This window comes from Streptomyces sp. MMCC 100 (assembly GCF_041538145.2).
In the GTDB taxonomy this organism is placed as follows: Bacteria; Actinomycetota; Actinomycetes; order Streptomycetales; family Streptomycetaceae; genus Streptomyces.
In genome coordinates this window covers 7,654,771-7,678,986 of sequence record NZ_JBGORK020000001.1, presented here as the reverse complement: position 1 = coordinate 7,678,986, position 24,216 = coordinate 7,654,771, and the positions used below count along the sequence as shown (strand labels likewise).

The following is a 24,216-nucleotide window of genomic DNA, read 5'->3' as shown; positions in this document are numbered from 1 at the left end:
GGGGTGGACGGGCCCGACCGGGTGCCCAGGGTGGGCAGGGTGGACGGATCCGACGGGGTGTTCGGGGTGGCGGCCGGTGGGTCGGTGTCGGGGGTGTTCACAGTCGTCACTGGCGTCACTGTCGTTTCGTACGGCCGTCCGGGGTGCCCTTGCGGGCGGCGCGCGCGGCCGCCACCTGGTGCGGCCGGTGCGAGCGTCCCCCGGACACCGGCGGGTCGCCCTCCATGCCGCCGACCCGGACCGTCGCGCCCTCGGTGACCGGGGGCCCGGCGTCGTACTCGGGGAAGGCCGGGAAGGGTGCGGTCACCACCAGGTCGAGGGACGGCTTCAGCTCGCCGCCCAGGGCGGACCAGATCTCGGCGAGGGAACGGGACTCCGTCTGGATGCCGGCCACCGTCAGCGGCACGGAGAGGCCCAGCGCGCCGAGCGAGCCCGGGAGTTCGGAGGGCGGCAGGAGCTCGCGGGGCAGCAGCGTGGCCAGGACGGCGGACAGCAGCCGGTGCTCGTCCTGCGGGGTCTTCGTCCAGGCCGTCACCAGGTACGACAGCCGGAACCAGCGCGGCGGCTGGCGGCGCTTGACGACGATGTCGTCCTCGTCGCGCACCGCCACCTGGCCGCGCTGCCGACGGCTCACGTCCTCGCGGATGTCGTACAAGTAGGTGTTGACCACGGGGGCGTTGCGCCGGGCCGCCCAGTCACGGGTGGGTGCCTCGAAGGCCACGTCGATGCCGGAGTCCGTCAACGCCCCGCTCTTGAGGAGGGCCTTGAGGACCTCGTCCACCTCGTGGATCACGCTCGCGCTCCCGCCTTGCCCTGCCCCGACCGCACGTGGACCGCACGGTTCGCCTGCTGCCGCCTGTCACCGATGCCCGTCGTCGATGCCGCCGTGGATGTCCGTCATCGGTATCCGTCATCGGCATCCGTCGTCGATCGTGCCCCCGGGCCTTCCCGCCCGCACGCGCCACGGGGACGACGGTCGGGCAGGACGTCCTGCCCGTGCGGACCGAAGGGTCCGCATGCGATTGCCCGTTCGGTCAGATGTAGCCTTCCCGCAGGGCATAGGCCACGGCGTGGGCGCGATTGCGCAGATGGAGCCGTGTGGTGAGTCCGTGCATGACGTTCTTGACGGTGCGTTCGGAGTAGGACAACTTGCCGGCGATCTCCCCGGTGTCGAGACCCTCGGCGACCAGCCGCAGGACGTCCACCTCTCGGGGTGCGAGGCCCAGCGAGGGGGCGCCGGGGCGGCCCGCCGCGCCCCGGTGCAGGGTGCCCACCTGGCTGATGAGCCGGCCCAGCAGGTCCGCGGGCAGGTCGCCGTCGCCGCGGGAGGCGGCCAGCACGGCCTGCACCAGCCGGTGGGCGGTGGCCTCGTGCCGCCAGACGATCGCGCCGACACCGCACTCGACGACGTCGAGCAGTTCGCTCTCGCGGATCGCGCCGATCACGAGCACGGCGCGCGCGCCCTCGCTGCGCACGATCCGGCGCAGCCGGGTGAGCGCCGCGTCGTCGAGCGCGTCCTCGATGAGCAGGGCCACCGTGCCGGGCCCCGACTCCTCGCGCAGGTCGATCTCCGGGTGCCGGCGCAACTGGCTGACCGCGCCCTCGCGGCTGATCGGGTCCGGAGCGGACACCGCCACCGGGACCCGCCGGTCGACGACGCCGACGGCTCCGCCGGAGCCGCGGGCCGAGGTGGCGGTCGTGATGGATGTGGTGGTGTTCCGGGGTGAGTTGAGCAACCGTTTCCCCCCTGTTCACGAGCCCGCAATACGGCACAGGCCGGTAGCGGATGTGCGTGTTCCACACTTATGGGACTGCTGGGACTTCGCAATCGTGGACCACCACGAGGAACACCACGAGACCAGCGCGCCGGCCGCCACAAGTGGCCGGCGAGCAGGTGTCCGGGCAGGTCACAGGGCTCGCGCAAGGACGCGGGGGCCCGTGGGGACGGCCGCGCGGGACCGTGACCCACGCCACTTCGGACCACCCTTCACCGCGGTCGTTCGTCTCACACACCGGGGGAGCACCATCCACCACAGGAGGCACCGATGACCGGACCGCTCCGTGAACGCGACGACGCCCACGCGCTGTTGGCCGCCGAGATCGAGCGCGCACGGGCCGGCGCCGGCCGCCTCGTCCTGCTGCGCGGCGCCAGCGGCACCGGACGCACCGCCGTACTGGAGACCGCCGCCCGGCACGCCGAGGACCGCGGCCTGCGGGTGCTGAGCGTGCGCTGCTCGCCCGAGGACACCTCGGTGCCCTTCGCCATGGTCCTCCATCTCCTCGGCCCGGTGCCGGAGTTCACCGACATGGCGCCCGGCGGCGACGACCGGGGCAGCGCGGCCCGGCTGTGGCGGCTGCTGCGCTCGTACGCGGCCGACGGCCCAGTACTGGTGGCCGTCGACGACGTCCACCTCGCCGACGACGCCTCGCGCCGCTGGCTGACGGAGGCGGCCCGGCACGTCGACCGATTACCGGTACTGCTGGTCGCCACCGAGCGCAGCCAGTACGACATCGATCCGCGGCCCCCCGGACTCACCCAGGCGCTGTCGCCGTCCCTGGTGCGCACCCACACCCTCGCCCCGCTCAGCGACGCGGCGGCGGCCGGGCTGGTCCGCGACGCCTTCCCGAACGCGTCCGCGCCGTGGACGCGGGAGGTCGTACTGGCCGGCGCGGGCAGCCCGCTGCTCCTGCACGCCCTGCTGGACGACCTCGGCGGCACCCCGCACCCCGACGGCGTCCCGCCCGTGCCGGAGAGCTGCGCCGCGCTGTACCCCGGGTCCTACCCGGCCGCCGTCTCCTGGTGGCTGAACAGCGCGGGCCCGGCGACGGCCGACGTGGCCCGCTGCCTCGCGGCCCTGGAACAGGCCTGGCCCGCCGGCCCGCCGCCGCGCCGGGGCGCGCTTCGGCATGCCCTCACGCACCCGCAGGGGCCGCTGTTCGAGCCCGTGCACCGGCACCCGCACGACACACCGGCGGTGCGGACGCGCCGGTCCGGTGACACCGCCCCGGGCTGCCGGGACGTGTGGAGCGCGGACGCGGGGGACGGCGACCGGGACCCGCAGGCGCCGCCGTCGCCGTTCGCGGGCGGGACGGCCCTCCCGGCGTTCGGGGGACCGGACCTCCTCCCGGAACCGCAGGAGCACGGCCCTTACCCGCACCCCACCGAGCCCACCGCCGAGGCGCCGTACCCGCTGTCCCCGTACCCGCCCCCGGTCCACGCCCCCTACGACGGCCGCCCGGAACCCGCACCCGGCGCCGCCGGCTACGGCCGCACCGATCCGCCCGCGCACGCCCCGCACCGGGCGACGCTCTCGCGTACCCCCTCCCCGCCCGCGGCGCGGGGGCCGGCCGGGGACCCGGTCGACGTGCTCGCCGAGGCGGCCGGGGCCGATCCCGTGCGGATCGAGGGGTGGCTCGCCGCCATGACCCGGCTCGGTCTGCTGCGCCCCGACGCGGGCGGCCGCCCCCGCTACGCGCACCCGCTGCTGCGCGACGCCGTGCTCAGCGGCTGGCCCCGGCCGCGCCGCGAGGCCGTGCACCGGGCGGCGGCGGAGGCGATGCTGCGCCGCGGCGACCGGGTCGAGGCGGTCGCCCGGCACCTGCTGCGCACCCCGGCCGTCGGCCGGTCCTGGGCGCTGCGCGTCCTGCGCGACGCCGTGACCGTCGCCGTGCACGACGCGCGGCCCGCCGACGCCGTGGGCTATCTGCGCCGGGCGCTGGACGAACCGCTGACCGACGACCTCCGGCAGCGGCTGCTGACCGAACTGGGCTCCCTGGAGTACGCGTCGGCCGACGCCCCGGCCGCCATCGCGCGGCTCGCCGAGGCCCAGCACCTGCCGGCCGAGCCCCGCAACCAGGTGCGCACGGCCGTCGCCCTCGGCACCGCCCTGGCCGGCCGCGGGGAGATCCGTACGGCGATGGAGGTGCTGCGCCGCACCGAGGGCCGCCTGTCCGGGCACCCGGGGCTCGCCCGCACCGTGCAGACCGCCACCGCGCTGCTGTCCGACGAGGATCTGGCGACCCGGCAGGAGGTGTACCGGTGGCTGTCCGAGACCGGCCGGCACTCCCCGGAACTGGTCGGCACCGCCGGTCAGGCCCTGCTGGTGCGGTACGCGGCGACGGCCGCGCTGATCTCCGCCGACGAGGCGATGACCCGGGTACGGAAGCTGCTGGCGCAGCCCACCGACCCGCTCGCCGAGCCCTTCCTGCTCGGCACGGCCGCCGCGGTCGCCCAGTGGGCCGACGAACTCGACGAGGCCGAACGGCTCGTGGAACGCGGTCTGGCCGGACAGCACCCCGCCCTGCTGCACCCGATGCAGCACGCGCTGCTCAACACCCGCGCCGACATCGTTGCCTCCCGCGGCGACCACGCCCGGCTGCTCGCCCTCGCCGCCGACCCCGGACCCGGCCCCGGTCCCACCAACCGGGACGCCCACGCCCTGATGGCGCTGGTCCACACCGGCCGCACCGACGAGGCCCTGCGCCACGCCGACCGCTTCGACCTGCGCGAAGTGCCGGAGAACTGGGAGCTGAACCGCTATTTGTACGCGCGGGGCGTACTGCGCGCCGCCACCGGCGACCCGGCGGGCGCCCTGCACGACTTCCTGGAGTGCGGGCGGCGCCAGGCGGCCCGCGAGGTGATCAGCCCGGTCGTGACCCCGTGGCGGACCGCGATCGCCGAGTGCCGGCTGGCGCTGGGCGGCGGCCCGGAGGCGCTGGCCCTGGCGACGGAGGAACTGCGGCTGGCCAGGGTGTGGAACACCCCGCGCACCGTGGGCCGCGCCCTGCGCGTGCTGGGCACCGCGACCGGCGGGCGGCGCGGTCTCGAGCTGGCCGAGGAAGCCGTACGGACGCTGCGCGACGCGCCCGCCGACACCGACATGGAGCTGATCCCCGCGCTGCTCGCCCAGGGCCGCCAGCTCCTGGGCGCGGGCGAGCGAGGACGCGCCCGGGCCCGGCTGCGCGAGGCGGCGGAACTCGCCGAACGCAAGGGTGCCCTGCGCTGGCTCACCCTGGCCGGGCAGGCCCTGCGCGAGGGCGGCGCCCGGGGCTCCGTGGCGTCCCGCACCGGCGCCGGGGCACTGACCGGCAGCGAGCGGCGGATCGCCGAACTGGCCGCCGACGGCCGCACCAACACCGAGATAGCCGAACTCCTCCACCTCGCCCGGCGCACCGTGGAGACCCACCTGACCAGCACCTACCGCAAGCTGCGGATACGGCGTCGGACGGAACTGCCGGGCGCGCTGGCGCGCGGCGGACGCCGGGAACGGGAACCGCACCCCGACACCCGGTGCTGAGGACCACCGGGAGCCGGGTCGGCCGCGCCGCTCCTCACAGACCGCGCAGCAGCCGCCCGATCTCCAGCTGCCCGGTCTCCGGCGGGTCGCCGTCCTCGACGTTCCACAGGCAGTTCTGCAGTACGCGGCCGAGGGACCAGGCGCGGGCCCGCTCCCGGTCGAGGCCGAGGACGTCGGTCATGGCGTCGAAACGCCACCGGGTCTCGCCCGGGTCGTAGCGGTTGTGGAGGGCGGGCAGCAGGTCGAAGCCGGGGTCGCCGGCCAGCGGCTTGGGGTCGATGGCGAGCCAGGGGGCCCGGTCCGCGGCGAGGACGTTCTCGTAGTGCAGGTCCCAGTGCAGGAGCCGGTCGCCCGGCTCGTCGGCGACCTCGCGCACGGCGGCGGCGCAGTCGGCGACCAGCCGCCGGTCCGCCGGGTCCTCGATGCGCTCCAGCGTCCCGGGCGTCCGCTCGAGCACGCCCCGCGCGATGTCCCCGAGCCGGCGCACGCCCGGCGGCGCGGGAGCCGCGGTGAGGTGGGCCAGCAGCCGGGCGATGACCAGCACGGCCTCGCGGGAGTCCTCGACACGGCTGAGCATGCGGCCGGCGTCCAGGCGCTCCAGGAGCATGGTCCCGGTGGCCGCGTCGTGGTCGAGCAGCCGCACCGCGCCGTCCCCGCCCCACACCCGCAGCGCGACGGGCTCGCCCTCGGTCTCCGCGTCGAGGATCTGGAGCTTCAGCACGGCCTCGGTGCCGTCGCGGCGCACGACCGGCAGCACCAGCGCCGCCCACCCGTGCATCGACGGCCCGTCGAGCCGCAGCTCCCACCGCTCCAGAAACCCGCCCGCCAACGCGGGCAGCCCCTCGACGAAGGCACGCCCCGCCTCCCCGTTGTACTTCGCCTGAGCGGCCGCGAGCCCTTCGGGTACGACAATCACCCACCCGACGCTACAGGCGCCTCCCTCGCCGCCGCCGCGTGCGGTCGTGCCTCCCCCACCAGTGCCTGAACGGCCTGGGAGGCACCCCGCCACGCCGGGCCACGCACCCCCGGCCTCAGCCCACCGGCTCCCGCGCCGGTCGTTCCGCCGGATGGCCGTGCTTCGGCGCCTTCGCCGTCACCATCACCCCCGCGACCACCCCCGCCAGCAACATGACCCCGGCCGCCACCCAGATGGCGACCGTGTACCCGTGCACGATCCCCTCCCGCACGACCAGCTCCCGCTGAGCGGGGTCCGTCAGGTGCGCGGTGATCCAGGACGCGCTGGTGCTGGTCGCGATGGTGTTGAGCAGTGCCGTACCGATCGAGCCGCCCACCTGCTGCGAGGTGTTGACCGTCGCGGAGGTCACGCCGGAGTCCTTCGGGGCGACCCCGGCGGTGGCCGTGGAGAACACCGGCATGAAGGTCAGACCCATGCCGAGGCCCATCAGGAGCAGCGCCGGGAGGATCTCGGAGACGTACTCCGAGTGCACGGTGATCCGGGTGAGGATCACCATGCCGCCCGAGGCGAGGAGCATGCCGGGCACCATCAGCATGCGCGGGCCCACGTGCGGCAGCAGCCGGGCGGAGATCTGGGTGGAGCCCACGACGATCGCGGCGGTCAGCGGCAGGAACGCCAGACCGGTCCGCACGGGGGAGTAGCCGAGGATGACCTGGAGGTAGTAGGTCATGAACAGGAACAGCCCGAACATGCCGATGACCGCCAGCATCATCGTCAGGAAGCAGCCGGCGCGGTTGCGTTCCCGGATGACGTGCAGCGGCAGCAGCGGCGTCGGCGCGCGGGTCTGCCACCACACGAACGCGGCCAGCAGGACCACGGCCAGGGCGAACAGGGCCAGCACCAGCGGATCGCTCCAGCCCCGGGGCTGGGCCTCGCTGAAGCCGTAGACGAGGGCGACGAGACCGCCGCAGCCGAGGACCACGCCGGGCACGTCGAGACGGGCGTCGGCGTGGCCGGGCCGGTCGTGCAGCAGCGCGAACGCGCCGATGACGGCGATGACGGCGATGGGGATGTTGACGTACAGGCACCAGCGCCAGTTCAGATACTCGGTGAGCACGCCGCCGACGATGAAGCCGATCGCGGAACCGCTGCCGGCCAGCGCGCCGTAGATGCCGAAGGCCTTACCACGTTCCCTCGGGTCGGTGAAGGTCGTCGTCAGCAGGGACAGCGCGGACGGCGCGAGGACGGCGGCGAAGACGCCCTGGAGGGCGCGGGCGCCGAAGAGCATCGCCGAGGTCGTGGCGGCGCCGCCGATCGCGGAGGCGGCGGCGAAGCCGATCAGCCCGATGACGAAGGTGCGTTTGCGCCCCACCAGGTCCGCGACCCGCCCGCCGAGCAGCAGCAGACCACCGAACGCGAGGGTGTACGCGGTGATCACCCACTGGCGGTTGGCGTCGGACATGTCCAGGTCGCGCTGGGCCGAGGGCAGCGCGATGTTCACGATCGTCGCGTCGAGGACGACCATCAGCTGGGCCAGGGCGATCACCACCAGCCCCCACCAGCGGTGGGGGTCGGCCTGTGCGGGTGCGGCGGGACCACCTGTCCGGGAGCCACTCATCTGGCCAGAAGACCATGATTCGGGGCGTATCGCACCCGTTGCGCGAGCCGCCGGCGCAGCCGCTGCGGGACGGTACGGGCCCACCCGACGACCTCAGGCACGCTTGAGGTCGAGCTCGCGGCGGCCGAGGGCGAGGGAGACCGCCGTCAGGGCGCTGTTGAAGGAGACCTCGGAGAGCAGACCGGGCGAGGCGACCTGGTCACCGGCGAGGTAGACGCCGTCGCCCCGGTCGACGGCCGGCCGGTCGCGCCAGGTGCTGCCCGGCAGGTCGACGGCGCCGGTACGGCCGTTCGCGACCGCCTCGCGCCGCCAGGTCAGCCGCTCGCGCCAGCCGGGCAGGCCGAGGTCGAGCAGCTGCTCGGCCCGTGCGGTGCCGTCGGCCTTCGACTCGTGGGGCGCGATGGGGATCTGCCCCTGGATCAGCTGCTCGCCCGCCGGAGCGAGCGTGCGGTCCTGGGCGGTGAACCGTTCGATCCACCCCGGCGCGTCCAGGTCGGAGACGGCGAAGGCGTCGCCGCGCCGGGTCCGTACGGCCAGGTCGACCAGGGTGGTGCGGCCGCTCGGCCAGGTCAGCGAGGGGTCGTCCAGCAGGCGGCGGGCCGCGTCGAGGGAGGTGGCGAGGATGACGGGGGTGTCGGTGGGCAGCGTGTCCACGCGGGAGACCGTCTCCATCCGGACGCCGAGGTTCCAGGCCAGGGCGGCCATCCGGTCCACGACCCCGCCCCAGCCGCCGCGAGGGTAGTGCGCCTCGGGCGGCAGCTTGGCGGCCCGGCGCAGCCGCTCCTGCACGAAGGCGGCGGACAGCGACCCCGGATCGTGGTGGAACAGGGCGACGGCGCAGTAGTGGGCGGCGGCCCGGGCGCCCTCCTCGCCCGCGATCCCGGTCGCCCAGGTCAGGAAGTCGGAGTCGACCGGCGCGGGCCCGACGCCCCGGCGCAGCAGTTTCAGCATGGCGAACGGCGGGGTGCGGCGCAGCGCTCCCTTGTGGCGCAGCCGCAGCCGGGCCGCCTCCAGCGGCGGGATCGGCGCGAGCGGGCCGATCAGGTCGCGCCGGCGCAGCCAGGCCCAGTGCGGGCCGCCGTTGTAGAGGGCGTGCGGGCCGTCGTTGGTCCGGTAGGGGCCGTCGGCGGTGCGGGCCCGCCCGCCGAGCGTGTGATGGGCCTCGTGGACGGTGACCTCGGCACCCGCCTCGGCGGCGGTGATGGCCGCGGTCAGTCCGGCGAAGCCGCCGCCGATGACGGTGATGCGATGCATGGCTCGGGTTCTCCCTCGGGTCGGGGTCGCGGTCGGGTCGCCTGGCGCGGCGCGTGTATGCCTGTACGACGGTCGAGGGGGTGCCGGATGTGACATGCGGCCGGGAGAGGGGATGTTCTTGCAGGTCGGAGGGGGTTGTCAGTGGTGGGGTGCAGCATGGGTCCATGGCGAGGAGAGCGGCGGGAACGGCGGGCGGGCGCGGTACGACGACGGGGCGTGGTACGACGACGGTGCGCGGGGCGAGGCGCCCGGAGCTGCGGCTGCCGCCGCTGGAGCCGTACGAGGACGACGGGGGACTGGAGCCGGACGGGGACTACGACGCGCTGGACTTCCGGGAGACGGACCTCACCGGCCAGGACGGCGCGGGCGCCCGCTTCATGGACTGCGCGCTGACCGGCTGCGCACTGGACGAGGCGTCGCTGCCCCGGGCCCGGCTGCTCGACACGGTCCTGACCGGCGTCCGGGGCGTGGGCACGAACCTCGCGGAGGCGGCCCTGCGCGACGTCGAGCTGCTCGACGCCCGCCTCGGCGGCACCCAGCTGCACGGCGCCGTACTGGAACGGGTCCTGGTCCGCGGCGGCAAGATCGACTACCTCAACCTGCGCCGGGCCCGCCTCAAGGACGTCGTCTTCGAGAGCTGCGTCCTGGTCGAGCCGGACTTCGGGGGCGCCCGCCTGGAGCGGGTCGAGTTCGTGGACTGCGCGCTCAAGCAGGCGGACCTCAGCGCGGCCACCCTCACCGACGTCGACCTGCGCGGCGCCGCCCCACTGGAACTGTCCCGCGGCGTGGACCGCCTCTCGGGGGCGGTGATCAGCCCCGCCCAGCTCCTCGACCTGGCACCGGTGCTGGCGGCGGAGCTCGGGGTGCGGGTGGTGGCGGAGGGGTAGGAGGTGGCCGATCAGTCCCAGCGCATGTCGATGCGCCCGGCGAAGTCGTCGTACCCGGCACGCTCGAAGGCCCGGGCCATCGGCCGGTTCCCCAGATCGGTGTCCGCGGTGACGCGTTCGGCGCCCTGAGCGGTCAGCAGGCGGGTCCCTTCGGCGAGCAGGTTCGGCGTCCGGGCGGACCCCGACACGACGTCGGGCCTGCTGCCGCTGCGGGACCACCGGCCGACCCGTGCCACCGGTCGGCCGTCTCGCGGGGCCAGCCACATCCAGTCCGCCCCGCAGTGTCCGTTCCGGAGGTCTTCGGCGAGACGGTCGTTGTACGGGCCGGGCAGAGCATTGAAGAGCTGGATCTCCTCCGGACCGGTAAGGGGACGGAAGGCCAGGTCACTTGTCACGTAAGGCTCCACAGGCAGCGAGCACTTGGCCGGCGGGCTCAACGCGACGGCGTGGGACCCTGCCATTGAGGTATAGAGGGTCGACACTCCGTCCGCATGCGATTCAAGGGCTCTGCTGCCGGTCGCGCTGCGCCGAACCGCCAGGACGCTCAGGGCACGCGCGGGAAGCGGGACTGGAGGGACCAGATCGCCGGGTTGTCCGCCAGGTCCTCGTGCAGGTCGGAGAGGTCGGCGAGCAGGTCGTGCAGGAAGTCCCGGGCCTCCCGGCGCAGTTCGGTGTGGGAGAAGGACAGCGGGGGCTCCGTCGCCGGGAGCCACTCCGCCTCGATGTCGACCCAGCCGAAGCGGCGCTCGAAGAGCAGGCGGTCGGTGGACTCGGTGAAGTCCAGCTCCGCCCGCTGCGGCCGGGCGGCCCGGGAACCCGCCGGGTCCCGGTCGATCTGCTCCACGATGTCGCACAGCGCCCACGCGAAGTCGAGCACCGGCACCCATCCCCAGGCTGTGGACAGCTCCCGGTCCGCCTTGGTGTCGGCGAGATACACGTCCCCGCAGAACAGGTCGTGCCGCAGGGCGTGGACGTCCGCGCGGCGGTAGTCCGTCTGCGGCGGGTCCGGGAAGCGGGTGGAGAGGGCGTAGCCGATGTCGAGCACGCAGGTGATGGTGTCACGGACCCGGAACGGGCCACGCGCCGCAGCCCCGCCGCGAGCCCGGTCAGTGCGGCGACGTGGCGCGGCGGACCGCGTCGCGGAGCACGGCGCGCCGGCGTTCGTGCACGTCCTCGGGCTCGTCGGCGGTCGCAGCGTAGACGTTGCTGACCGGTGACCAGGCCATGGACATGGCGATGACCAGGGCCAGCACGTCGAACGGGTCCCCCGGCCGCACCCGGCCCGCCGCCTGCGCCTCGGCGATGGCGCGCAGCTTGGCGTCGTCGCGGCGGTCGGCGTCGTCGACCAGGTGCCCCGCCGGCCGCCGCTCCAGCCGCGCCCACGTGGCCAGCCGGATGAGGTCGGGTCGGCGCAGATACTCGTCGTAGAGGCGCACGGCCCAGTCCGCGAGGTCGTCGGCGTCGATCGGCACGACGTTCACGATGCGGTCCAGCGAGCCGAAGAAGATCGCGTCGAAGAGCCCGTCCTTGCTCCCGAAGTACGCGTAGAGCTGCGCCTTGTTGGTGCGTGCGGCGGCCACGATCCGCTCGACGCGCGCCCCGGCGATCCCGTGTTCGGCGAACTCCCGGGTGGCGACGTCCAGGATGCGCCGGTGGGTGGCGGCCCCGCGCGAGGTCAGGGGCTGGTCGGGCAGGCGGTCGGGCATGTCCGCAGGGTACCGCACGGCCAAACAGAACAGTTGGTTTGCCTTGGGCGGCAGGCGCGCTACGCTCAAACAGACCGAACAGTCTGTCTGAGGAGCTGGGAAGAGCCATGAGGACCACTGTGGGCTGGCAGGCGCAGGCCCCGGACGGCGCCGCCACCACGCGGGTGCTGCGGCGCGCCCCGCTGCACCGGCGCGACCTGCGCCCCGACGACCTGGCCGTCCGGGTCGACTACTGCGGCGTCTGCCACACCGACCTGCACGCTGTCCGGGCCCGCGCCGCCGACGGGGATCCGGAGCCCCTGGTCCCGGGACACGAGTTCACGGGCGTGGTGACCGCGACGGGGGCCGGGGTCACCCGCTTCCGGGCCGGCGACCCGGTCGCCGTCGGCAACATTGTCGACTCGTGCGGCGCGTGCGCCATGTGCGGGATCGGCCAGGAGAACTTCTGCCACGCCTTCCCCACCCTCACCTACGGTGGCACCGACCGCGTCGACGGTTCGACCACCCTCGGCGGCTACTCCCGCGAGTACGTGCTCGGCGAACGGTTCGCGTACGCCCTCCCCGCCGGCCTGGACCCGGCGGCCGCGGCGCCGCTCCTGTGCGCCGGGATCACCGTCTGGGAGCCCCTGCGCGCCCTCGGTGCCGGACCCGGCACCCGCGTCGCCGTGGCCGGTCTCGGCGGTCTCGGCCACCTCGCCGTGAAGTTCGCCGTCGCGCTCGGCGCCGACACCACGGTCGTCAGCCGGTCGCCCGCCAAGGCCGACGACGCCCGCCGCCTGGGCGCCCGCGGACTCCTTGTCTCGACGGACCCCGAGCAGACGGCCGCCGCCCGCGACCGGTTCGACATCGTCATCGACACCGTCTCCGCACCGCACGACCTGAGCGCCTACCTGCGCCTCGTCGCCCTGGACGGCACGCTCAGCCACCTCGGGCACATCGGACCGGTCACGCTGGACACCCTCGACCTGCTCATCGGCCGCAAGAAGCTCAGCTCCGCGGGCAGCGGCGGCCGGAAGGGCACCGCCGAGATGCTGGCCTTCTGCGCCGAGCACGGCATCACCGCCGACATCGAACTCCTCCCCTCCGCCCGCGTGAACGAGGCCCTCGACCGTCTGGACAGGGGCGACGTCCGCCACCGCTTCGTCCTCGACCTGTCCGACCTGGACCGACCCGGGCGCCGGGGCGGGCCGCGCCGCCGAGCGGCGGGTACCTTGCCCCCGTGATCCTCACCCCGCTCGCCCTCACCCCCGACCACGACATCCCGGGCCCCGTTCTCACCGAGCTCACCGCCCTCTACGCCTCCCACCGCGCCTTCCACGCGCTCAGCGGCGACTTCCCCGACCCGGAGGACATCCGCCCGGAGCAGGTGGCGGCCGCGCTCGCCGGCGAACTGGCGCGGCCGGGCGCCGAGGTGCTGCTCGCCCGGGACGCGGGCCGGCTGGCCGGGGTCGCGGTGACGCTCGCCCGGCACCCCGACCCGTCCGACCCCGACCCGTGGATCGGCCTGCTGATGGTGGACGCGGGCCTGACGCGGCAGGGCCACGGCAGACGGCTCGCCTCCCTCGTCGAGGACCGCTTCCGGGCCGCGGGCCGCACCGCCGTACGGATCGCCGTCCTCGACGGCAACACCGACGCGCTCGCCTTCTGGACCGCCCTCGGCTACACGGTCCTGGACCACCGTCGTGACCTGGGCGCCGGCCGCCCCTGCACGGTGCTGCGCAGGGAACTGGAGAGCGCGAAGCCGCGCGTCCCGCGCCACGCCGCCCGCGTCGCCGTGCTCGACCCCGAGGGCGCGGTCTTCCTCCTGCGCTACGACAACGTCGAGGTCGGCGTGCACTGGGCGATGCCCGGCGGCGGCCTCGAGGCGGACGAGAGTCCCCGCGAGGGCGCCTTGCGCGAGGTGCGCGAGGAGACCGGCTGGACCGACCTGGAGCCGGGCCCCCTGCTCTGCACCTGGGAACACGACTTCACGCACCTGAGCGTCGGCCCCGTCCGCCAGTACGAGCACATCTACGTCGCCCAGGGCCCTCGCCGCGAGCCCACCGGCCCCCACCTCGCCGCCGCCCACGCCGCGGACGGCATCCTCACCTGGCGCTGGTGGACCCCGGCCGAACTCGCCGAGGCGCCCGAGCCGCTCTGGCCGCCGGACCTGGCCCTGCTGCTCGACGCCTTCGAGGGGTGAGCCTCACGGGCTCTCCGGCCTGCCGTCCCCGCGCAGCCAGTCCGCCCAGATCTCCGAGAAGTCCTCGCCCGGCGCAGACTTCTCCACGTACGCCGTGAAGTCCTCGGTGTCCGCGTTGCCGTGGCGGTGGGCGGCGGCCCAGCCGCTCAGCAGCTCCCGGAAGGCGTCGTCGCCGACCGTCTCGCGGATCTTGTGCAGGACCATCGCACCCCGCTGGTAGACGGGGCTCTCGGAGATGTGCGCCGCGTCGGGCGGGTCCGCGGGCGGGAACGCCCAGATCGAGTCGTTCGCGGCCTCGTCGTCGTAGTACGTCCCGTCGTACAGCGCCTCGAAGGACTCCTGGGCCGAGTCGCCGCCGTGGTCCTCCTCCCACAGCCACTCCGCGTAGGTGGCGAAGCCCTCGTTGAGCCACATGTCCCGCCAGGTCTTCGGGCTGACGGAGTTCCCGTACCACTGGTGGGCGAGCTCGTGGACGAGCAGGACGGTGTCGGGGGCGCCGGGGAAGTAGGGCCGGTTCTGGGTCTCCAGGGCGTACCCGGCGTCCTCGTCGCGGTCGACGATCGCGCCGGTGGAGGTGAAGGGGTAGGGGCCGAAGTTCTCCTGCGCCCAGTCCATGATCTCGGGGATCCGCTTCAGGACCTTCCGGCTCGCGTCGGCCTGCGTCGGGTCGACCGCCGTGTAGACGGAGAGACCGTCGTCCGTGGCCGAGCGGTCGGTCTCCCATTCGCCCACGGCGACCGTGACGACATGGCTCGCCATCGGCTCGGCGGTGTGCCAGGTGAACGTCGTACGGCCGTCCCGGGTCCGCTCGTCCCGCAACTCGCCGTTGGAGACCACGCCGAGGCCCTCCGGCACGGTCACCGCGAGGTCGTACGTCGCCTTGTCGGAGGGGTGGTGGCTGCCGGGGAACCAGGCCATCGAGCCCGTCGGCTCACCCAGCCCGACCGCGCCGTCGGCGGTGGGCAGCCAGCCCTCCTCGGAGTCGTCGGGGTCGGTGATGGTCTCCGGCTCGCCGGAGTACCGGACGGTCACGCGGAACGTCTCCCCGTCGTTCAGCTCGTCGGCCGGGCGCACGGTCAGTTCCTGCCCGGCCCGGTTGAAGCGGGCGTCCCGGCCCTCGACCTTGACCTCCTCGACGTCCAGGCCCTTGAGGTCCAGGTCGAAGGCGGACAGCTCCTCGGTCGCGCGGGCGGTGATCGTCGCGGTACCGGTGAGGCGCCCGGGGCCGGGACCGGGGACGTACTCCAGGGTCAGGTCGTAGTGTCCGACGTCGTAGCCGCCGTTGCCCGCCTTGGGGAAGTACGGGTCGCGCACCCCCGAGCCGCCGGGGGTGCCGTCGACCGCGCCGCCGCCACTGCACGCCGCGAGGGCGAGGGCGGTGGCGGCGGTCACGAGCAGACGGGGGGTGGAGGTGCGCACGACGTGATCCTATGGGGGGTTTCACGTGAAACGCCCGTTCGGACCGGCTGTCGGGACCGACCCCCGGGCTTTCTGCTCCGATGCCCTGCCGACGGGACGCCGAAGGCCCCCCGGCCGGACATCCGGGGGGCCTTCGTACGGAACGAACGGGTGGGTGAACGTCAGACGTTCACACCGAAGTCCTGGGCGATGCCCACCAGGCCCGAGGCGTAGCCCTGGCCGACGGCGCGGAACTTCCACTCGGCGCCGTTGCGGTACAGCTCGCCGAAGACCATCGCGGTCTCGGTGGCCGCGTCCTCGGACAGGTCGTAGCGGGCGATCTCGGCGCCGCCGGCCTGGTTGAGGATGCGGATGTAGGCGTTGCGGACCTGGCCGAAGTTCTGCGAGCGGTTCTCGGCGTCGTAGATCGAGACCGGGAAGACGATCTTGTCGACGTCGGCCGGCAGGCCGGCCAGGTTGACGTTGATCGCCTCGTCGTCGCCGGCGCCCTCGCCGGTGCGGTTGTCGCCGGTGTGGACGATCGTGTTGTCCGGCGTCTGCTTGTTGTTGAAGAACACGAAGTGGGCGTCGGAGTAGACCTTGCCCTGCGTGTTGACCGCGATCGCGGAGGCGTCGAGGTCGAAGTCGGTACCGGTGGTGGTGCGGACGTCCCAGCCGAGCCCCACGGTGACTTCGGTCAGGCCCGGAGCCTCCTTGGTGAGCGAGACGTTGCCACCCTTGGACAGGCTTACAGCCATTGTTGGGAGTCCCTTCCCTCGTTTACGTACGGCAAGAAAGCTACAGCTACCACCATGAACGTCGAGAGGGGTCCACAAGGTTCCACGTCTCTTTACTTTCTTTGCCAAGAGCGGGATCGGGATATTCGGGTGACGTGGGCCGCCCGGCGGCGGGAACATGGAAGGCATGTCCGGTCCCCATGTCATCCGCGGCTCCGTCTCCCTGCCCGAGGCCGAGCTCGTCTGGCGTTTCTCGCGTTCCTCGGGGCCCGGCGGACAGCACGTCAACACCACGGACACGGCGGTGGAGCTCCGCTTCGACCTGGCGCGGACCGAGGCCCTGCCCGAGGTGTGGAAGCAGCGGGCGCTCGAGCGGCTGGCCGGGCGCCTGTCCGACGGTGTCGTCACCGTCCGCGCCTCAGAGCACCGCTCCCAGTGGCGCAACCGCGAGACCGCCGCCGTACGCCTCGCCGCCCTCCTCGCCGAGGCCACCGCGCCGCCGCCCAGGCCCCGCAGGCCGACCCGCATCCCGCGCGGCATCAACGAACGCCGGCTGCGGGAGAAGAAGCAGCGCTCGGAGACCAAGCGGGGGCGCTCCCCGAAGAACTGGGACTGAAACCCGGTCGGCCGAGGTCCAGCACGCCCACCGTCTGGCCCCCGCTGGTCGTCCCGTCGGGCCGGAAGCCCAGGCCCAGGTAGAAGCCCTCGGGGCCGTCCGGACCGGGGTGCCAGGTCACGTAGCACTCCTCGCCGCCACGGCGCCGTATCTCCGCCGCCACCGCCTCCACGGCGAACCGGCCGTAGCCCCTGCCCTGTTCACCGGCCGCGATGTTCAGCCGCCACAGCCCGGAGCGCAGGACGCTGCCGTCCTCGTACCAGTCGATGTCGAAGAAGCCCATCAGGAAGCCGACGGGACGGTCGCCGTCGACGATCAGCCGGGGCCAGGCGACGCCGTGGTGGACGTAGGCCTCGGCGAGCGACCTCACCACCGGCTCGACCGCGAACTCCTGGTCGGGACGCACCCGGACGCCGACGGCGGTGTCGAGGTTCGCGGAAGTGATCGGCTCCAGTCGGAGCCCGGCGCTGGTCGTCATGCGCGCACCCTAGGCAGGCCGTGGGGGAACGAGCGAGCCGATTCCGCGCTCAGCCCAGCTGCCGGTACCGCCCCCGGAAGTACGTCAGCGGCCCCCCGTCCGCGCTCGGGAGCGCGGCGGTCAGGACCCGGCCGATCACCAGGGTGTGGTCGCCCGCCGGCACCCGCTGCTCGGTGCGGCACTCCAGGGTCGCCAGGGCGCCGCCCGCCAGGGGTGCCCCGGTCGCCTCGCCCCGCACGTACGGGATGTCCGCGAACAGGAGGCGGTCGCTGACGCGGCCCTTCATCGCGAAGCGGCCCGCGATGTGGCGCTGGCTCTCGGAGAGGACGGAGACCGCCCACAGGGGCTGCTCGTCGAGCAGGTCGTCCATGCGGGAGCCCTCGCGCAGACTGACCAGGACCAGTGGTGGGTCCAGGGACACCGACACGAAGGCGGTGGCCGTCATGCCGACGTCCTCGCCGCGGGGCGCCAGTGGGTCGTCGGGGTCCAGCGGCGGCTCCTGCGCGGTCACCAGGACCACGCCCGAGGCCAGCCGGGACATGGCGGCACGGAACTCCTCGTTGCTCACCCCCTCAGAATGCCCGGAGGCGGGCGACGGGAACGGGGTCGCGGGGGACGCGGGAGACCCGGGGGACGTGAGAGACGGAGTGTTCGGCACCCCCTCACGCTAATCTCCGGGGCGGGTGCCGGGCATCGGACCCCGGTCCGAACCGGGGCCTAGGACCATGGAAGGAGACCGCCGGGGAAGACCGCCGGAGAAGACCCCGAAGAGGGACGAACGAGACGTGCGCATCCCTACAAACTTTGCGTTCGGTAAACGCACAGGGAAAACGCAGAAACCCCACTCAATTGTTCAGGTTTCGCTGTGACTTGAGTCACAAGGAGCGGTAATTGTTGACCCTGTGTACCGAGTGGGGAGCGCGCTGTGATTCAGTGGCGGGGAACCTGCAAGGGCACCATCAGTAAAGGCGCCGAAGAGAACCCTTGATTCACTGCGAGGTCTCGGGGGGAGGGCGAGCATGGAGACCGACTCGGAGCCCTATGTCCGCCTTGCGTCCCTGCGGCAGCTGCACCAGGCCATGGCCGACATGAACAAGGCCCGCAGCCTGGCCGACACCCTGCAGGCCGTCGCCGACGGCGTCGTCCAGGCCCTCGGGTACGAGCTGGCGTGCGTCAACCTGGTCGGCCCCGACGGCGACCTCGTCGTCGCCGCCTTCGCCGGCAACCAGGCCGCCGAGGCGCTCATCACCGGCCGCTCGGGCTCCCGCGAGTCCTGGGACCGGCGCCTGAGCATGGGCGAGCAGTGGGGCGACCTGATCTTCATACCCCACACCGAGGGCTGGGTCCTCGACGACGACGACGTCCCGCAGTGGTACACCGACGGGCCCGCGCCCCGCTTCGAGGACGAGTGGCACCCCTCGGACCGGCTCTTCGCCCCGATGTACGCGCCGGGCCCCCAGGGCGGCGGCAGCAGCGGCGAGCTGATCGGCGTCCTGTCCGTGGACCGGCCGCGCAACGGCCGCCGCCCCGGCGCCTGGGGCCGCGAGGCTTTGCAGATGTACGCCTTCCAGGCCGCCATCGCGATCAGCAACGCCCGGCTCCGCTCCAACATGCAGCGCGCCCTGGTCCGCCTGGAACGCGACCAGCAGGCCCTCAGGGCCAGCGAGGAGAGCTTCCGGCAGGCCTTCGAGTACGCCCCCTCCGGCATGGCCATCGCCGAGATGGGCGGCGACCAGCACGGCCGCATCCTGCGCACCAACGACGCGCTGTGCCGCCTGCTGGGCCGCCGCGCCTCCTCGATGCGCCGCTACGCCTTCTCCGACCTCGTGCACCCCGAGGACATCGGCACCCTGCTGCGCACCTCCGCCGAGGGCGGCCGGGCCGAGCTGCGCCTGGGCCGCCGCGACGGCACCTACGTCTGGGTCTCGCTGCGCAACAGCGTCGTCGCCGACGCCGCCGACGGGCCGCGCTTCCTGCTCACCCACGTCGAGGACATAGAGGAGCGCAAGCGCCGCGAGCTCCAGCTCGCCCACCGCGCCTCCCACGACTCCCTCACCGGCCTGCCGAACAGCGCCGAGCTGCGCTCCCGGCTCGCCGCCCGGCTGTGCCAGCGCCCGCAGTCGTCGCACGCGGCCGTGGCGGACGCCATGGACGCCGCCTACGGACACTCCGCCGTGTTCGACTCCGGCGGCCACACCTTCGACTTCTCCGCCGCCGCCGAGCCGTACGGCGCCTTCGACCACCACGTGCACGCCGTGGCCCCCGCGGACGGCCGCGACGACGGCACCAAGGGGCTCGCGGTCCTCTTCTGCGACCTGGACGGCTTCAAGTCGATCAACGACCGGTTCGGGCACAACGCGGGCGACGCGGTGCTCATCGAGGTCGCCCGGCGGCTCAGCGGCGGGGTCCGCGACGGCGACACCGTGGCCCGGCTCGGCGGCGACGAGTTCGTGATCCTCGCCAACGGGCTCGGCCGGGCCGACGCCCAGGACCTCGCCGTACGGCTGCGCAACGAGATCATCCAGCCGATCCGGGCCGAGGGCCGGGCCGTCCGCGTGGGCGCCAGCTTCGGCATCGGCTGGGCGCACTGCGGCATGACGGCGGACGAGGTGTTGAAGTCGGCTGACGAACGGATGTACGTCGAGAAACGATCTCGTCCCAAACAGCATCGCCGGGCCGGATGATCACCAGGTCAGCGCGTTGATGCGGTCCGAGTCACCCTTTTGGGTCAGCGGAAGCGGGTAGGCTCGCTCTCTCACACACCCGTACCGCACCACGCACCGCATCTGGTTAGGAGACCTAGGGATGACGCCCGGCAACAACGGCGCGAGCACGCCCGAGGACGACGACCCCTTCGGCTACCTCTACGCCGACGGGCAGGCCAACGGGGCCCAGCCGCCGTCCGGTGGCTACGGCTACCCGAACTCCGTCAACCGGGTGCGTCCCGTCGGCACACGGCAGTACGGGGCACCGCAGGGCCAGGGAGCACCGACCGCCGCCTACGGACAGGCCGCCCCGCCCCAGCAGGGCGCCTACGGCCAGCCGCAGGGGGCGTACGGACAGCCGAACGCGCACTACGCGGCGCCGGAGACTTTCCCCGGCGGTGGCGGCGGTCCCGCCGGGCCGCAGCAGCCGTCCGGGCACGGTGGGGGCGGCGGACGCCGCGGCCCCAACACCAAGGGTCTGCTGATCGGCGCGGTGGCGGTCGTCGCCGCGGTGGTCATCGGCATCGCCGTGGCCATGACGAGCAGCGGCGCCGACGACGACAAGGGCGGCAACGAGGCGGGCGGCGACCCGACCCCCACCCAGTCCGAGAGCACCGAGCCCAGCCCGTCGGCGAGCGAGGGCGCGGAGGAAGAGGTCGAGCTGCCCTCCATCGAGGCGAAGTCGATGCGGCTGGGCGGCGCGGCCTCCCTCGCGTCGGACGTGGAGGGCGCCCAGTCGGACGGCGGCGTCTACGTGGCCAACCTCAACCAGCCGGGCGCCTCGGTCACCTGGACCGTGAACGGCATCCCCGAGGACGGCCTCTACACCCTCTTCACCACCTACAGCACGGCCGACGAGGACCAGTCGATGACCCTGACGGTCAACGGCAAGGAGTTCGGCAGCAAACTGAACCTGGGCAACTTCGCCCAGGCCAAGGACGGCGACTTCGCCAAGGGCTGGACCAAGACGTACGCCTGGCCCACCCTCAGCAAGGGCACCAACACGATCGCGCTCTCCTGCGCCGACGGCGACAAGTGCAACGTCCTGCTGGACCAGTTCTCCCTGAAGAAGGGCCAGGTCAAGGACTAGGCCGCGCCCGCCTCCGCCGTCACCGCGACCCCGCGTCCGAGCAGCTCCTCGTACGCCGCCCGGTCGAACTCGCCCGCCACCGGCGCCAGCACCGTCGCCGCCGACAGGGCGACCGCGCGGGCCAGTCTCTCCGGCCAGGGCAGGTGCTCCACCAGCCCGGAGAGCAGCCCCGCCACCGCGGAGTCGCCCGCGCCGGTCGGGTTGCCGTGGACGTGGGCCGGCGGGGCGGCGCGCCAGCGGCCCTCCGGGGTCACCGCGAGCAGCCCCTCGGCGCCCAGCGAGGCGACCACCGAGCGGGCACCGCGGCGCCGGGCGGCCTGCGCGGCCCGCTGCGGCTCGTGCGAGCCGGTCAGCTCGGCCAGCTCGTCGGCGTTCGGCTTGATCAGGTCCGGACGGGCGGCCAGCCCCCGCCGCAGCGGTTCCCCGCTCGTGTCGAGCAGCACCGGCACGCCCGCGGCGCGCGCGGCACGCACCAGCCCGGCGTAGGCGCCCACCGGGACGCCCGGCGGCAGGCTGCCGCACAGGGCCACCGCTGCCACGCCGGTCAGCAGGTCCGCGTACACCTCCTGGAAGGCGTTCCACTCGGCGGGCGCCACGGCCGCGCCCGGCTCGTTGAGCTGGGTGGTGTCGCCGGTGCGCTCGTCGACGACGGCGACGGTGCGCCGCGTCGTCCCCGCGACCGGCAGGAGCGCGTCGGTCACCCCGCGCACGCCGGTCAGCTGCTCGCGCACGACGCCCCCGGTGGTGCCGCCCGCGAAGCCGGTGACCGTCACCTCGTGCCCGAGGGCCGCCAGCACGCGGGCCACGTTCAGCCCCTTGCCGCCGGGGCGCTCGGTCACCTCGGTCACCCGGTGCGAGGCGTGGGGCCTGAGGCCCTGGACGCGGTAGGTGATGTCGAGCGCGGTGTTGAGAGTGACGGTGAGGATCACCGTGCCGACCTCCCCCGATCGTCTGCGGCTGGGTGTGCCCGCGGAGCCGTGCTCCACGACACGATCATGCCAAACGGGCGGCGTTCGGCCCAGCCCCCGGGTCGGCCGTCACCGGTCGGCCCCGGAGCGGACTCGGGGACGGATCAGCCCAGTTGGGGATCGACCACCCATTCGCCCCGGCGCATCACGCCCACCAGGTCGAAGGCGTCGTCCAGGATCACCAGGTCGGCGTCCTTGCCGGGCTCCAGGGAGCCGATCCGGTCGTCCAGGCCCAGCAGCCGCGCCGGGTTGGCGGAGATGGCCGAGACGACGTCCCCGACGGGCAGCCTGTCCACCGTCACCGCCCGCTTGAAGGCGCGGTCCAGGGTGAGCGTGGAGCCCGCGATCGAGCCGCCCTCCACCAGCCGGGCCACGCCGTCCGCGACCTCGACCTCCAGCGGGCCGAGCAGATAGCGGCCGTCGCCGAAACCGGCCGCGTCCATCGCGTCGGTGATGAAGGCGACCCGGTCGGCACCCGCGTGGTGGAAGGCCAGCTGCAGCGCGGCCGGGTGCAGGTGGGTGCCGTCGTTGATCAGCTCGACGGTGATCCGCTCGTCCTCCAGCAGCGCCGTGATCGGACCGGGGGCACGGTGGCCGACCGGGGGCATCGCGTTGAAGAGGTGCGTGGCGACGGTGGCGCCCGCGTCGATGGCCTGCACCGTCTGCTCGTACGTCGCGTCGGTGTGCCCGACGGCCGCGATCACGCCGTGCTCGACCAGCAGCCGTACGGAGTCCAGGCCGCCCGGCAGCTCCGTCGCCAGCGTCATCATCTTCGCGTGGCCGTGCGCCGCGTCGACCAGCTTGCGCACCTCGGCCGGGTCCGGGTCGCGCAGCAGCTGCTCGTCGTGCGCGCCCTTGCGGCACGGCGAGATGAACGGCCCCTCGAAGTGAATGCCAACGATGTCGCCCTGCTGGGCGAGTTCGGCGAGCAGGCCGGCCCGCCGGGCGAGGAAGTCCAGGTCACCGGTGACGGCGGAGGCGACCACCGTGGTCGTGCCGTGCCGGCGGTGGGTCTCGACGCCCTTGAGGATCTCCTCGGGCGTACCGCCGGTGAACGAGGCCCCGCCGCCGCCGTGGTTGTGGATGTCGACGAAGCCCGGGACGACCCAGTGGCCCGACACGTCGACGGTCTCGGCCTGCGGGGGAGCCGTGTCCGCGATCCGCGTGCCGTCGACGATCACGCGGCCGTCGTCCACGGTCCCGGTGGGCAGTACCACCCGGGCACCGGCGAGAACCTTGCTTGGGGCCATCAGGTGGTTACCTCCGGGGGAGTCGCGGTCGTAGAAGTCGTGGAACCGGTGTGGAGAGCCGAGGGAGCGGTGTCGAGCAGGTCCCAGGCCATCAGCCCGGCACCCAGGCAGCCGGCGGTGTCCCCGAGTGCGGCGGGGACGATCTCCGGCAGTTTCTGGAAGGTGACGCGCCGCCGGACGGCGTCCCGCAGCGGTGTGAACAAGGTTTCCCCCGCTTCGGCGAGGCCGCCACCGATGATCAGGACGCGCGGGTCCAGCAGGGTGAGCGCGGTGACCAGCCCGTCGGCGAGCGCGTCCACGGCGTCCCGCCACACGGCGAGCGCGCGGGCGTCCCCCGACTCGACGGCCTTGGCGCAGTCGGCGGCGTCCGCCTCCGGGTCGCCGCAGGCCTCGGCCCACGCCTGGCTGACCGCCGACGCGGACGCGAACCGCTCCAGACAGCCGCGCTGCCCGCACGGACAGGGGATGCCGCCGGGGCGTACGACGACGTGGCCGATCTCGCCCGCGAAGCCGTGGGCGCCCGCCTCGACCCGGCCGTCGATGCCGATGGCCCCCGCGATCCCGGTGCCCAGCGGCACGAACAGGAACCGGTCGGCGCCCTTGCCGGCGCCGATCCGGCCCTCGGCGAGCCCGCCGGTGCGCACGTCGTGGCCGAGGGCGACCGGAACGGAGCCGAGCCGGTCGCCGAGGAGCGCACGCAGCGGCACGTCTCGCCAGCCGAGGTTGGCCGCGTACACGGCGACGCCCTGCTCGGCGTCGACGATGCCGGGGACGGCGACGCCGGCGGCGCGGGCCGGCTCGCCGAAGCGGTCCGCGCCGTAGGCCCGCAGTTCGGCGGCGAAGTCGAGGATGCCCGCGACGACCGCCTCGGGTCCCCGCTCGCGGCCGGTGGCCCGGCGCGCCTGGTGCAGCAGCTCGCCCCCAGGCCCCGCCAGGGCGGCCTTCATCCCGGTGCCGCCCACATCGAGGGCGATGACATGTCTCACGGGGACAGTGTGGCCCGTCTACCCGGGAGAGGTCTAGTCCACTTACGTGGTGTAGACCTTAATCCGGTAAGCGAACGCGCGAACGAGCAGTGAACAACGAGCAGTGAACGACGAGTCGTCGGCAGGGT

General features: G+C 73.8%; 22 protein-coding genes. 7 read left to right on the top strand and 15 right to left on the bottom strand.

Annotated elements, in window-relative coordinates; genetic code table 11:
• Positions 1-115: 115 nt before the first annotated feature.
• The gene (locus ABS735_RS35600) at positions 116-793 is read right to left on the bottom strand and encodes a Pvc16 family protein (protein WP_373904197.1); all 678 of its coding nucleotides are present in this window, start codon (positions 791-793) and stop codon (positions 116-118) included.
• A 241-nt stretch (positions 794-1,034) separates the two neighbouring features.
• Positions 1,035-1,736, bottom strand: a complete 702-nt coding sequence (locus ABS735_RS35595; protein ID WP_373904196.1) for a helix-turn-helix transcriptional regulator — start codon at positions 1,734-1,736, stop codon at positions 1,035-1,037.
• A 309-nt stretch (positions 1,737-2,045) separates the two neighbouring features.
• On the opposite strand from ABS735_RS35595, the gene ABS735_RS35590 reads away from it, so the two are divergent.
• Positions 2,046-5,297, top strand: a complete 3,252-nt coding sequence (locus ABS735_RS35590; RefSeq protein ID WP_373904195.1) for a helix-turn-helix transcriptional regulator — start codon at positions 2,046-2,048, stop codon at positions 5,295-5,297.
• Positions 5,298-5,331: 34 nt separating this feature from the next.
• Here ABS735_RS35590 and ABS735_RS35585 read toward each other — a convergent pair whose 3' ends face one another.
• The 3 genes from ABS735_RS35585 to ABS735_RS35575 all read right to left on the bottom strand — a co-directional run bounded on the left by ABS735_RS35585 (position 5,332) and on the right by ABS735_RS35575 (position 9,085).
• Positions 5,332-6,213 (bottom strand): aminoglycoside phosphotransferase family protein, encoded by an 882-nt coding sequence (locus tag ABS735_RS35585; RefSeq protein WP_373904194.1) that lies wholly within the window; start codon positions 6,211-6,213, stop codon positions 5,332-5,334.
• Between the two features lie 115 nt (positions 6,214-6,328).
• On the bottom strand, positions 6,329-7,831 hold the full coding sequence (locus ABS735_RS35580; RefSeq protein WP_373904193.1) for an MFS transporter: 1,503 nt from the start codon (positions 7,829-7,831) through the stop codon (positions 6,329-6,331).
• 93 nt (positions 7,832-7,924) lie between these two features.
• Positions 7,925-9,085 (bottom strand): NAD(P)-binding protein, encoded by a 1,161-nt coding sequence (locus ABS735_RS35575; protein ID WP_373904192.1) that lies wholly within the window; start codon positions 9,083-9,085, stop codon positions 7,925-7,927.
• A gap of 164 nt (positions 9,086-9,249) precedes the next feature.
• On the opposite strand from ABS735_RS35575, the gene ABS735_RS35570 reads away from it, so the two are divergent.
• Positions 9,250-9,972, top strand: coding sequence for a pentapeptide repeat-containing protein (locus ABS735_RS35570; RefSeq protein WP_373904191.1), 723 nt, complete (start codon positions 9,250-9,252; stop codon positions 9,970-9,972).
• Between the two features lie 11 nt (positions 9,973-9,983).
• On the opposite strand, the gene ABS735_RS35565 is transcribed toward ABS735_RS35570, so the two are convergent.
• The 3 genes from ABS735_RS35565 to ABS735_RS35555 form a co-directional block, all read right to left on the bottom strand.
• On the bottom strand, positions 9,984-10,367 hold the full coding sequence (locus ABS735_RS35565) for a hypothetical protein (RefSeq protein WP_373904190.1): 384 nt from the start codon (positions 10,365-10,367) through the stop codon (positions 9,984-9,986).
• Positions 10,368-10,516: 149 nt separating this feature from the next.
• Positions 10,517-11,017 carry a hypothetical protein gene (locus ABS735_RS35560; protein WP_373904189.1) on the bottom strand — a complete coding sequence of 167 codons (501 nt, stop codon included), beginning with the start codon at positions 11,015-11,017 and terminating at the stop codon, positions 10,517-10,519.
• Between the two features lie 61 nt (positions 11,018-11,078).
• Positions 11,079-11,678: a TetR/AcrR family transcriptional regulator gene (locus ABS735_RS35555; RefSeq protein ID WP_373904188.1), complete on the bottom strand. Its 600-nt coding sequence runs from the start codon at positions 11,676-11,678 to the stop codon at positions 11,079-11,081.
• A gap of 107 nt (positions 11,679-11,785) precedes the next feature.
• Between ABS735_RS35555 and ABS735_RS35550 the strand changes: the two genes are divergently transcribed.
• Positions 11,786-12,901: an NAD(P)-dependent alcohol dehydrogenase gene (locus tag ABS735_RS35550; protein WP_373904187.1), complete on the top strand. Its 1,116-nt coding sequence runs from the start codon at positions 11,786-11,788 to the stop codon at positions 12,899-12,901.
• Positions 12,898-13,860 carry a bifunctional GNAT family N-acetyltransferase/NUDIX hydrolase gene (locus ABS735_RS35545; protein WP_373904186.1) on the top strand — a complete coding sequence of 321 codons (963 nt, stop codon included), beginning with the start codon at positions 12,898-12,900 and terminating at the stop codon, positions 13,858-13,860. Before ABS735_RS35550 ends, ABS735_RS35545 begins: the two co-directional genes overlap by 4 nt.
• A gap of 3 nt (positions 13,861-13,863) precedes the next feature.
• Here ABS735_RS35545 and ABS735_RS35540 read toward each other — a convergent pair whose 3' ends face one another.
• A complete protein-coding gene (locus ABS735_RS35540; RefSeq protein WP_373904185.1) occupies positions 13,864-15,279 on the bottom strand; it encodes a M1 family metallopeptidase in 1,416 nt (471 codons plus the stop codon).
• Between the two features lie 161 nt (positions 15,280-15,440).
• Positions 15,441-16,016: a TerD family protein gene (locus ABS735_RS35535; protein ID WP_373904184.1), complete on the bottom strand. Its 576-nt coding sequence runs from the start codon at positions 16,014-16,016 to the stop codon at positions 15,441-15,443.
• 157 nt (positions 16,017-16,173) lie between these two features.
• Here ABS735_RS35535 and arfB point away from each other — a divergent pair, with 157 nt between their 5' ends.
• Positions 16,174-16,611 carry an alternative ribosome rescue aminoacyl-tRNA hydrolase ArfB gene (gene arfB / locus ABS735_RS35530; RefSeq protein ID WP_373904183.1) on the top strand — a complete coding sequence of 146 codons (438 nt, stop codon included), beginning with the start codon at positions 16,174-16,176 and terminating at the stop codon, positions 16,609-16,611.
• Here the strand turns inward: arfB and ABS735_RS35525 are convergent.
• Entirely contained in the window at positions 16,535-17,089 is a 555-nt protein-coding gene (locus ABS735_RS35525; protein WP_373904182.1) for a GNAT family N-acetyltransferase, read from the bottom strand. The genes arfB and ABS735_RS35525 overlap by 77 nt on opposite strands.
• 49 nt (positions 17,090-17,138) lie before the next feature.
• On the bottom strand, positions 17,139-17,747 hold the full coding sequence (locus ABS735_RS35520) for a flavin reductase family protein (protein WP_373904181.1): 609 nt from the start codon (positions 17,745-17,747) through the stop codon (positions 17,139-17,141).
• Positions 17,748-18,108: 361 nt separating this feature from the next.
• Between ABS735_RS35520 and cdgB the strand changes: the two genes are divergently transcribed.
• Together cdgB and ABS735_RS35510 are read left to right on the top strand one after the other, a co-directional pair.
• Positions 18,109-19,773 (top strand): diguanylate cyclase CdgB, encoded by a 1,665-nt coding sequence (gene cdgB / locus ABS735_RS35515; protein ID WP_373904180.1) that lies wholly within the window; start codon positions 18,109-18,111, stop codon positions 19,771-19,773.
• A gap of 121 nt (positions 19,774-19,894) precedes the next feature.
• Positions 19,895-20,884 carry a carbohydrate-binding protein gene (locus ABS735_RS35510; protein ID WP_373904179.1) on the top strand — a complete coding sequence of 330 codons (990 nt, stop codon included), beginning with the start codon at positions 19,895-19,897 and terminating at the stop codon, positions 20,882-20,884.
• Here ABS735_RS35510 and ABS735_RS35505 read toward each other — a convergent pair.
• From ABS735_RS35505 to ABS735_RS35495, 3 genes are all read right to left on the bottom strand, one after another.
• Complete coding sequence (locus ABS735_RS35505; protein WP_373904315.1) at positions 20,881-21,813, bottom strand: 1-phosphofructokinase family hexose kinase; 933 nt, start codon at positions 21,811-21,813, stop codon at positions 20,881-20,883. The two genes, ABS735_RS35510 and ABS735_RS35505, sit on opposite strands and share 4 nt — an antisense overlap.
• A gap of 143 nt (positions 21,814-21,956) precedes the next feature.
• Positions 21,957-23,102 (bottom strand): N-acetylglucosamine-6-phosphate deacetylase, encoded by a 1,146-nt coding sequence (gene nagA / locus ABS735_RS35500; RefSeq protein WP_373904178.1) that lies wholly within the window; start codon positions 23,100-23,102, stop codon positions 21,957-21,959.
• Positions 23,102-24,088 carry an ROK family protein gene (locus ABS735_RS35495; RefSeq protein ID WP_373904177.1) on the bottom strand — a complete coding sequence of 329 codons (987 nt, stop codon included), beginning with the start codon at positions 24,086-24,088 and terminating at the stop codon, positions 23,102-23,104. The genes nagA and ABS735_RS35495 overlap by 1 nt, the downstream gene beginning before the upstream one ends.
• Positions 24,089-24,216: the final 128 nt, after the last annotated feature.

What these genes read in the sequence shown, in the direction of transcription:
- ABS735_RS35590 (WP_373904195.1), top strand. Translation starts at nt 2,046, where the DNA reads ATGACCGGACCGCTCCGTGAACGCGACGACGCCCACGCGCTGTTGGCC.
- ABS735_RS35580 (WP_373904193.1), bottom strand. Translation starts at nt 7,831, where the DNA reads ATGAGTGGCTCCCGGACAGGTGGTCCCGCCGCACCCGCACAGGCCGAC.
- ABS735_RS35575 (WP_373904192.1), bottom strand. Translation starts at nt 9,085, where the DNA reads ATGCATCGCATCACCGTCATCGGCGGCGGCTTCGCCGGACTGACCGCG.
- ABS735_RS35570 (WP_373904191.1), top strand. Translation starts at nt 9,250, where the DNA reads ATGGCGAGGAGAGCGGCGGGAACGGCGGGCGGGCGCGGTACGACGACG.
- ABS735_RS35555 (WP_373904188.1), bottom strand. Translation starts at nt 11,678, where the DNA reads ATGCCCGACCGCCTGCCCGACCAGCCCCTGACCTCGCGCGGGGCCGCC.
- ABS735_RS35550 (WP_373904187.1), top strand. Translation starts at nt 11,786, where the DNA reads ATGAGGACCACTGTGGGCTGGCAGGCGCAGGCCCCGGACGGCGCCGCC.
- ABS735_RS35535 (WP_373904184.1), bottom strand. Translation starts at nt 16,016, where the DNA reads ATGGCTGTAAGCCTGTCCAAGGGTGGCAACGTCTCGCTCACCAAGGAG.
- arfB (WP_373904183.1), top strand. Translation starts at nt 16,174, where the DNA reads ATGGAAGGCATGTCCGGTCCCCATGTCATCCGCGGCTCCGTCTCCCTG.
- ABS735_RS35525 (WP_373904182.1), bottom strand. Translation starts at nt 17,089, where the DNA reads ATGACGACCAGCGCCGGGCTCCGACTGGAGCCGATCACTTCCGCGAAC.
- cdgB (WP_373904180.1), top strand. Translation starts at nt 18,109, where the DNA reads ATGGAGACCGACTCGGAGCCCTATGTCCGCCTTGCGTCCCTGCGGCAG.
- ABS735_RS35510 (WP_373904179.1), top strand. Translation starts at nt 19,895, where the DNA reads ATGACGCCCGGCAACAACGGCGCGAGCACGCCCGAGGACGACGACCCC.
- nagA (WP_373904178.1), bottom strand. Translation starts at nt 23,102, where the DNA reads ATGGCCCCAAGCAAGGTTCTCGCCGGTGCCCGGGTGGTACTGCCCACC.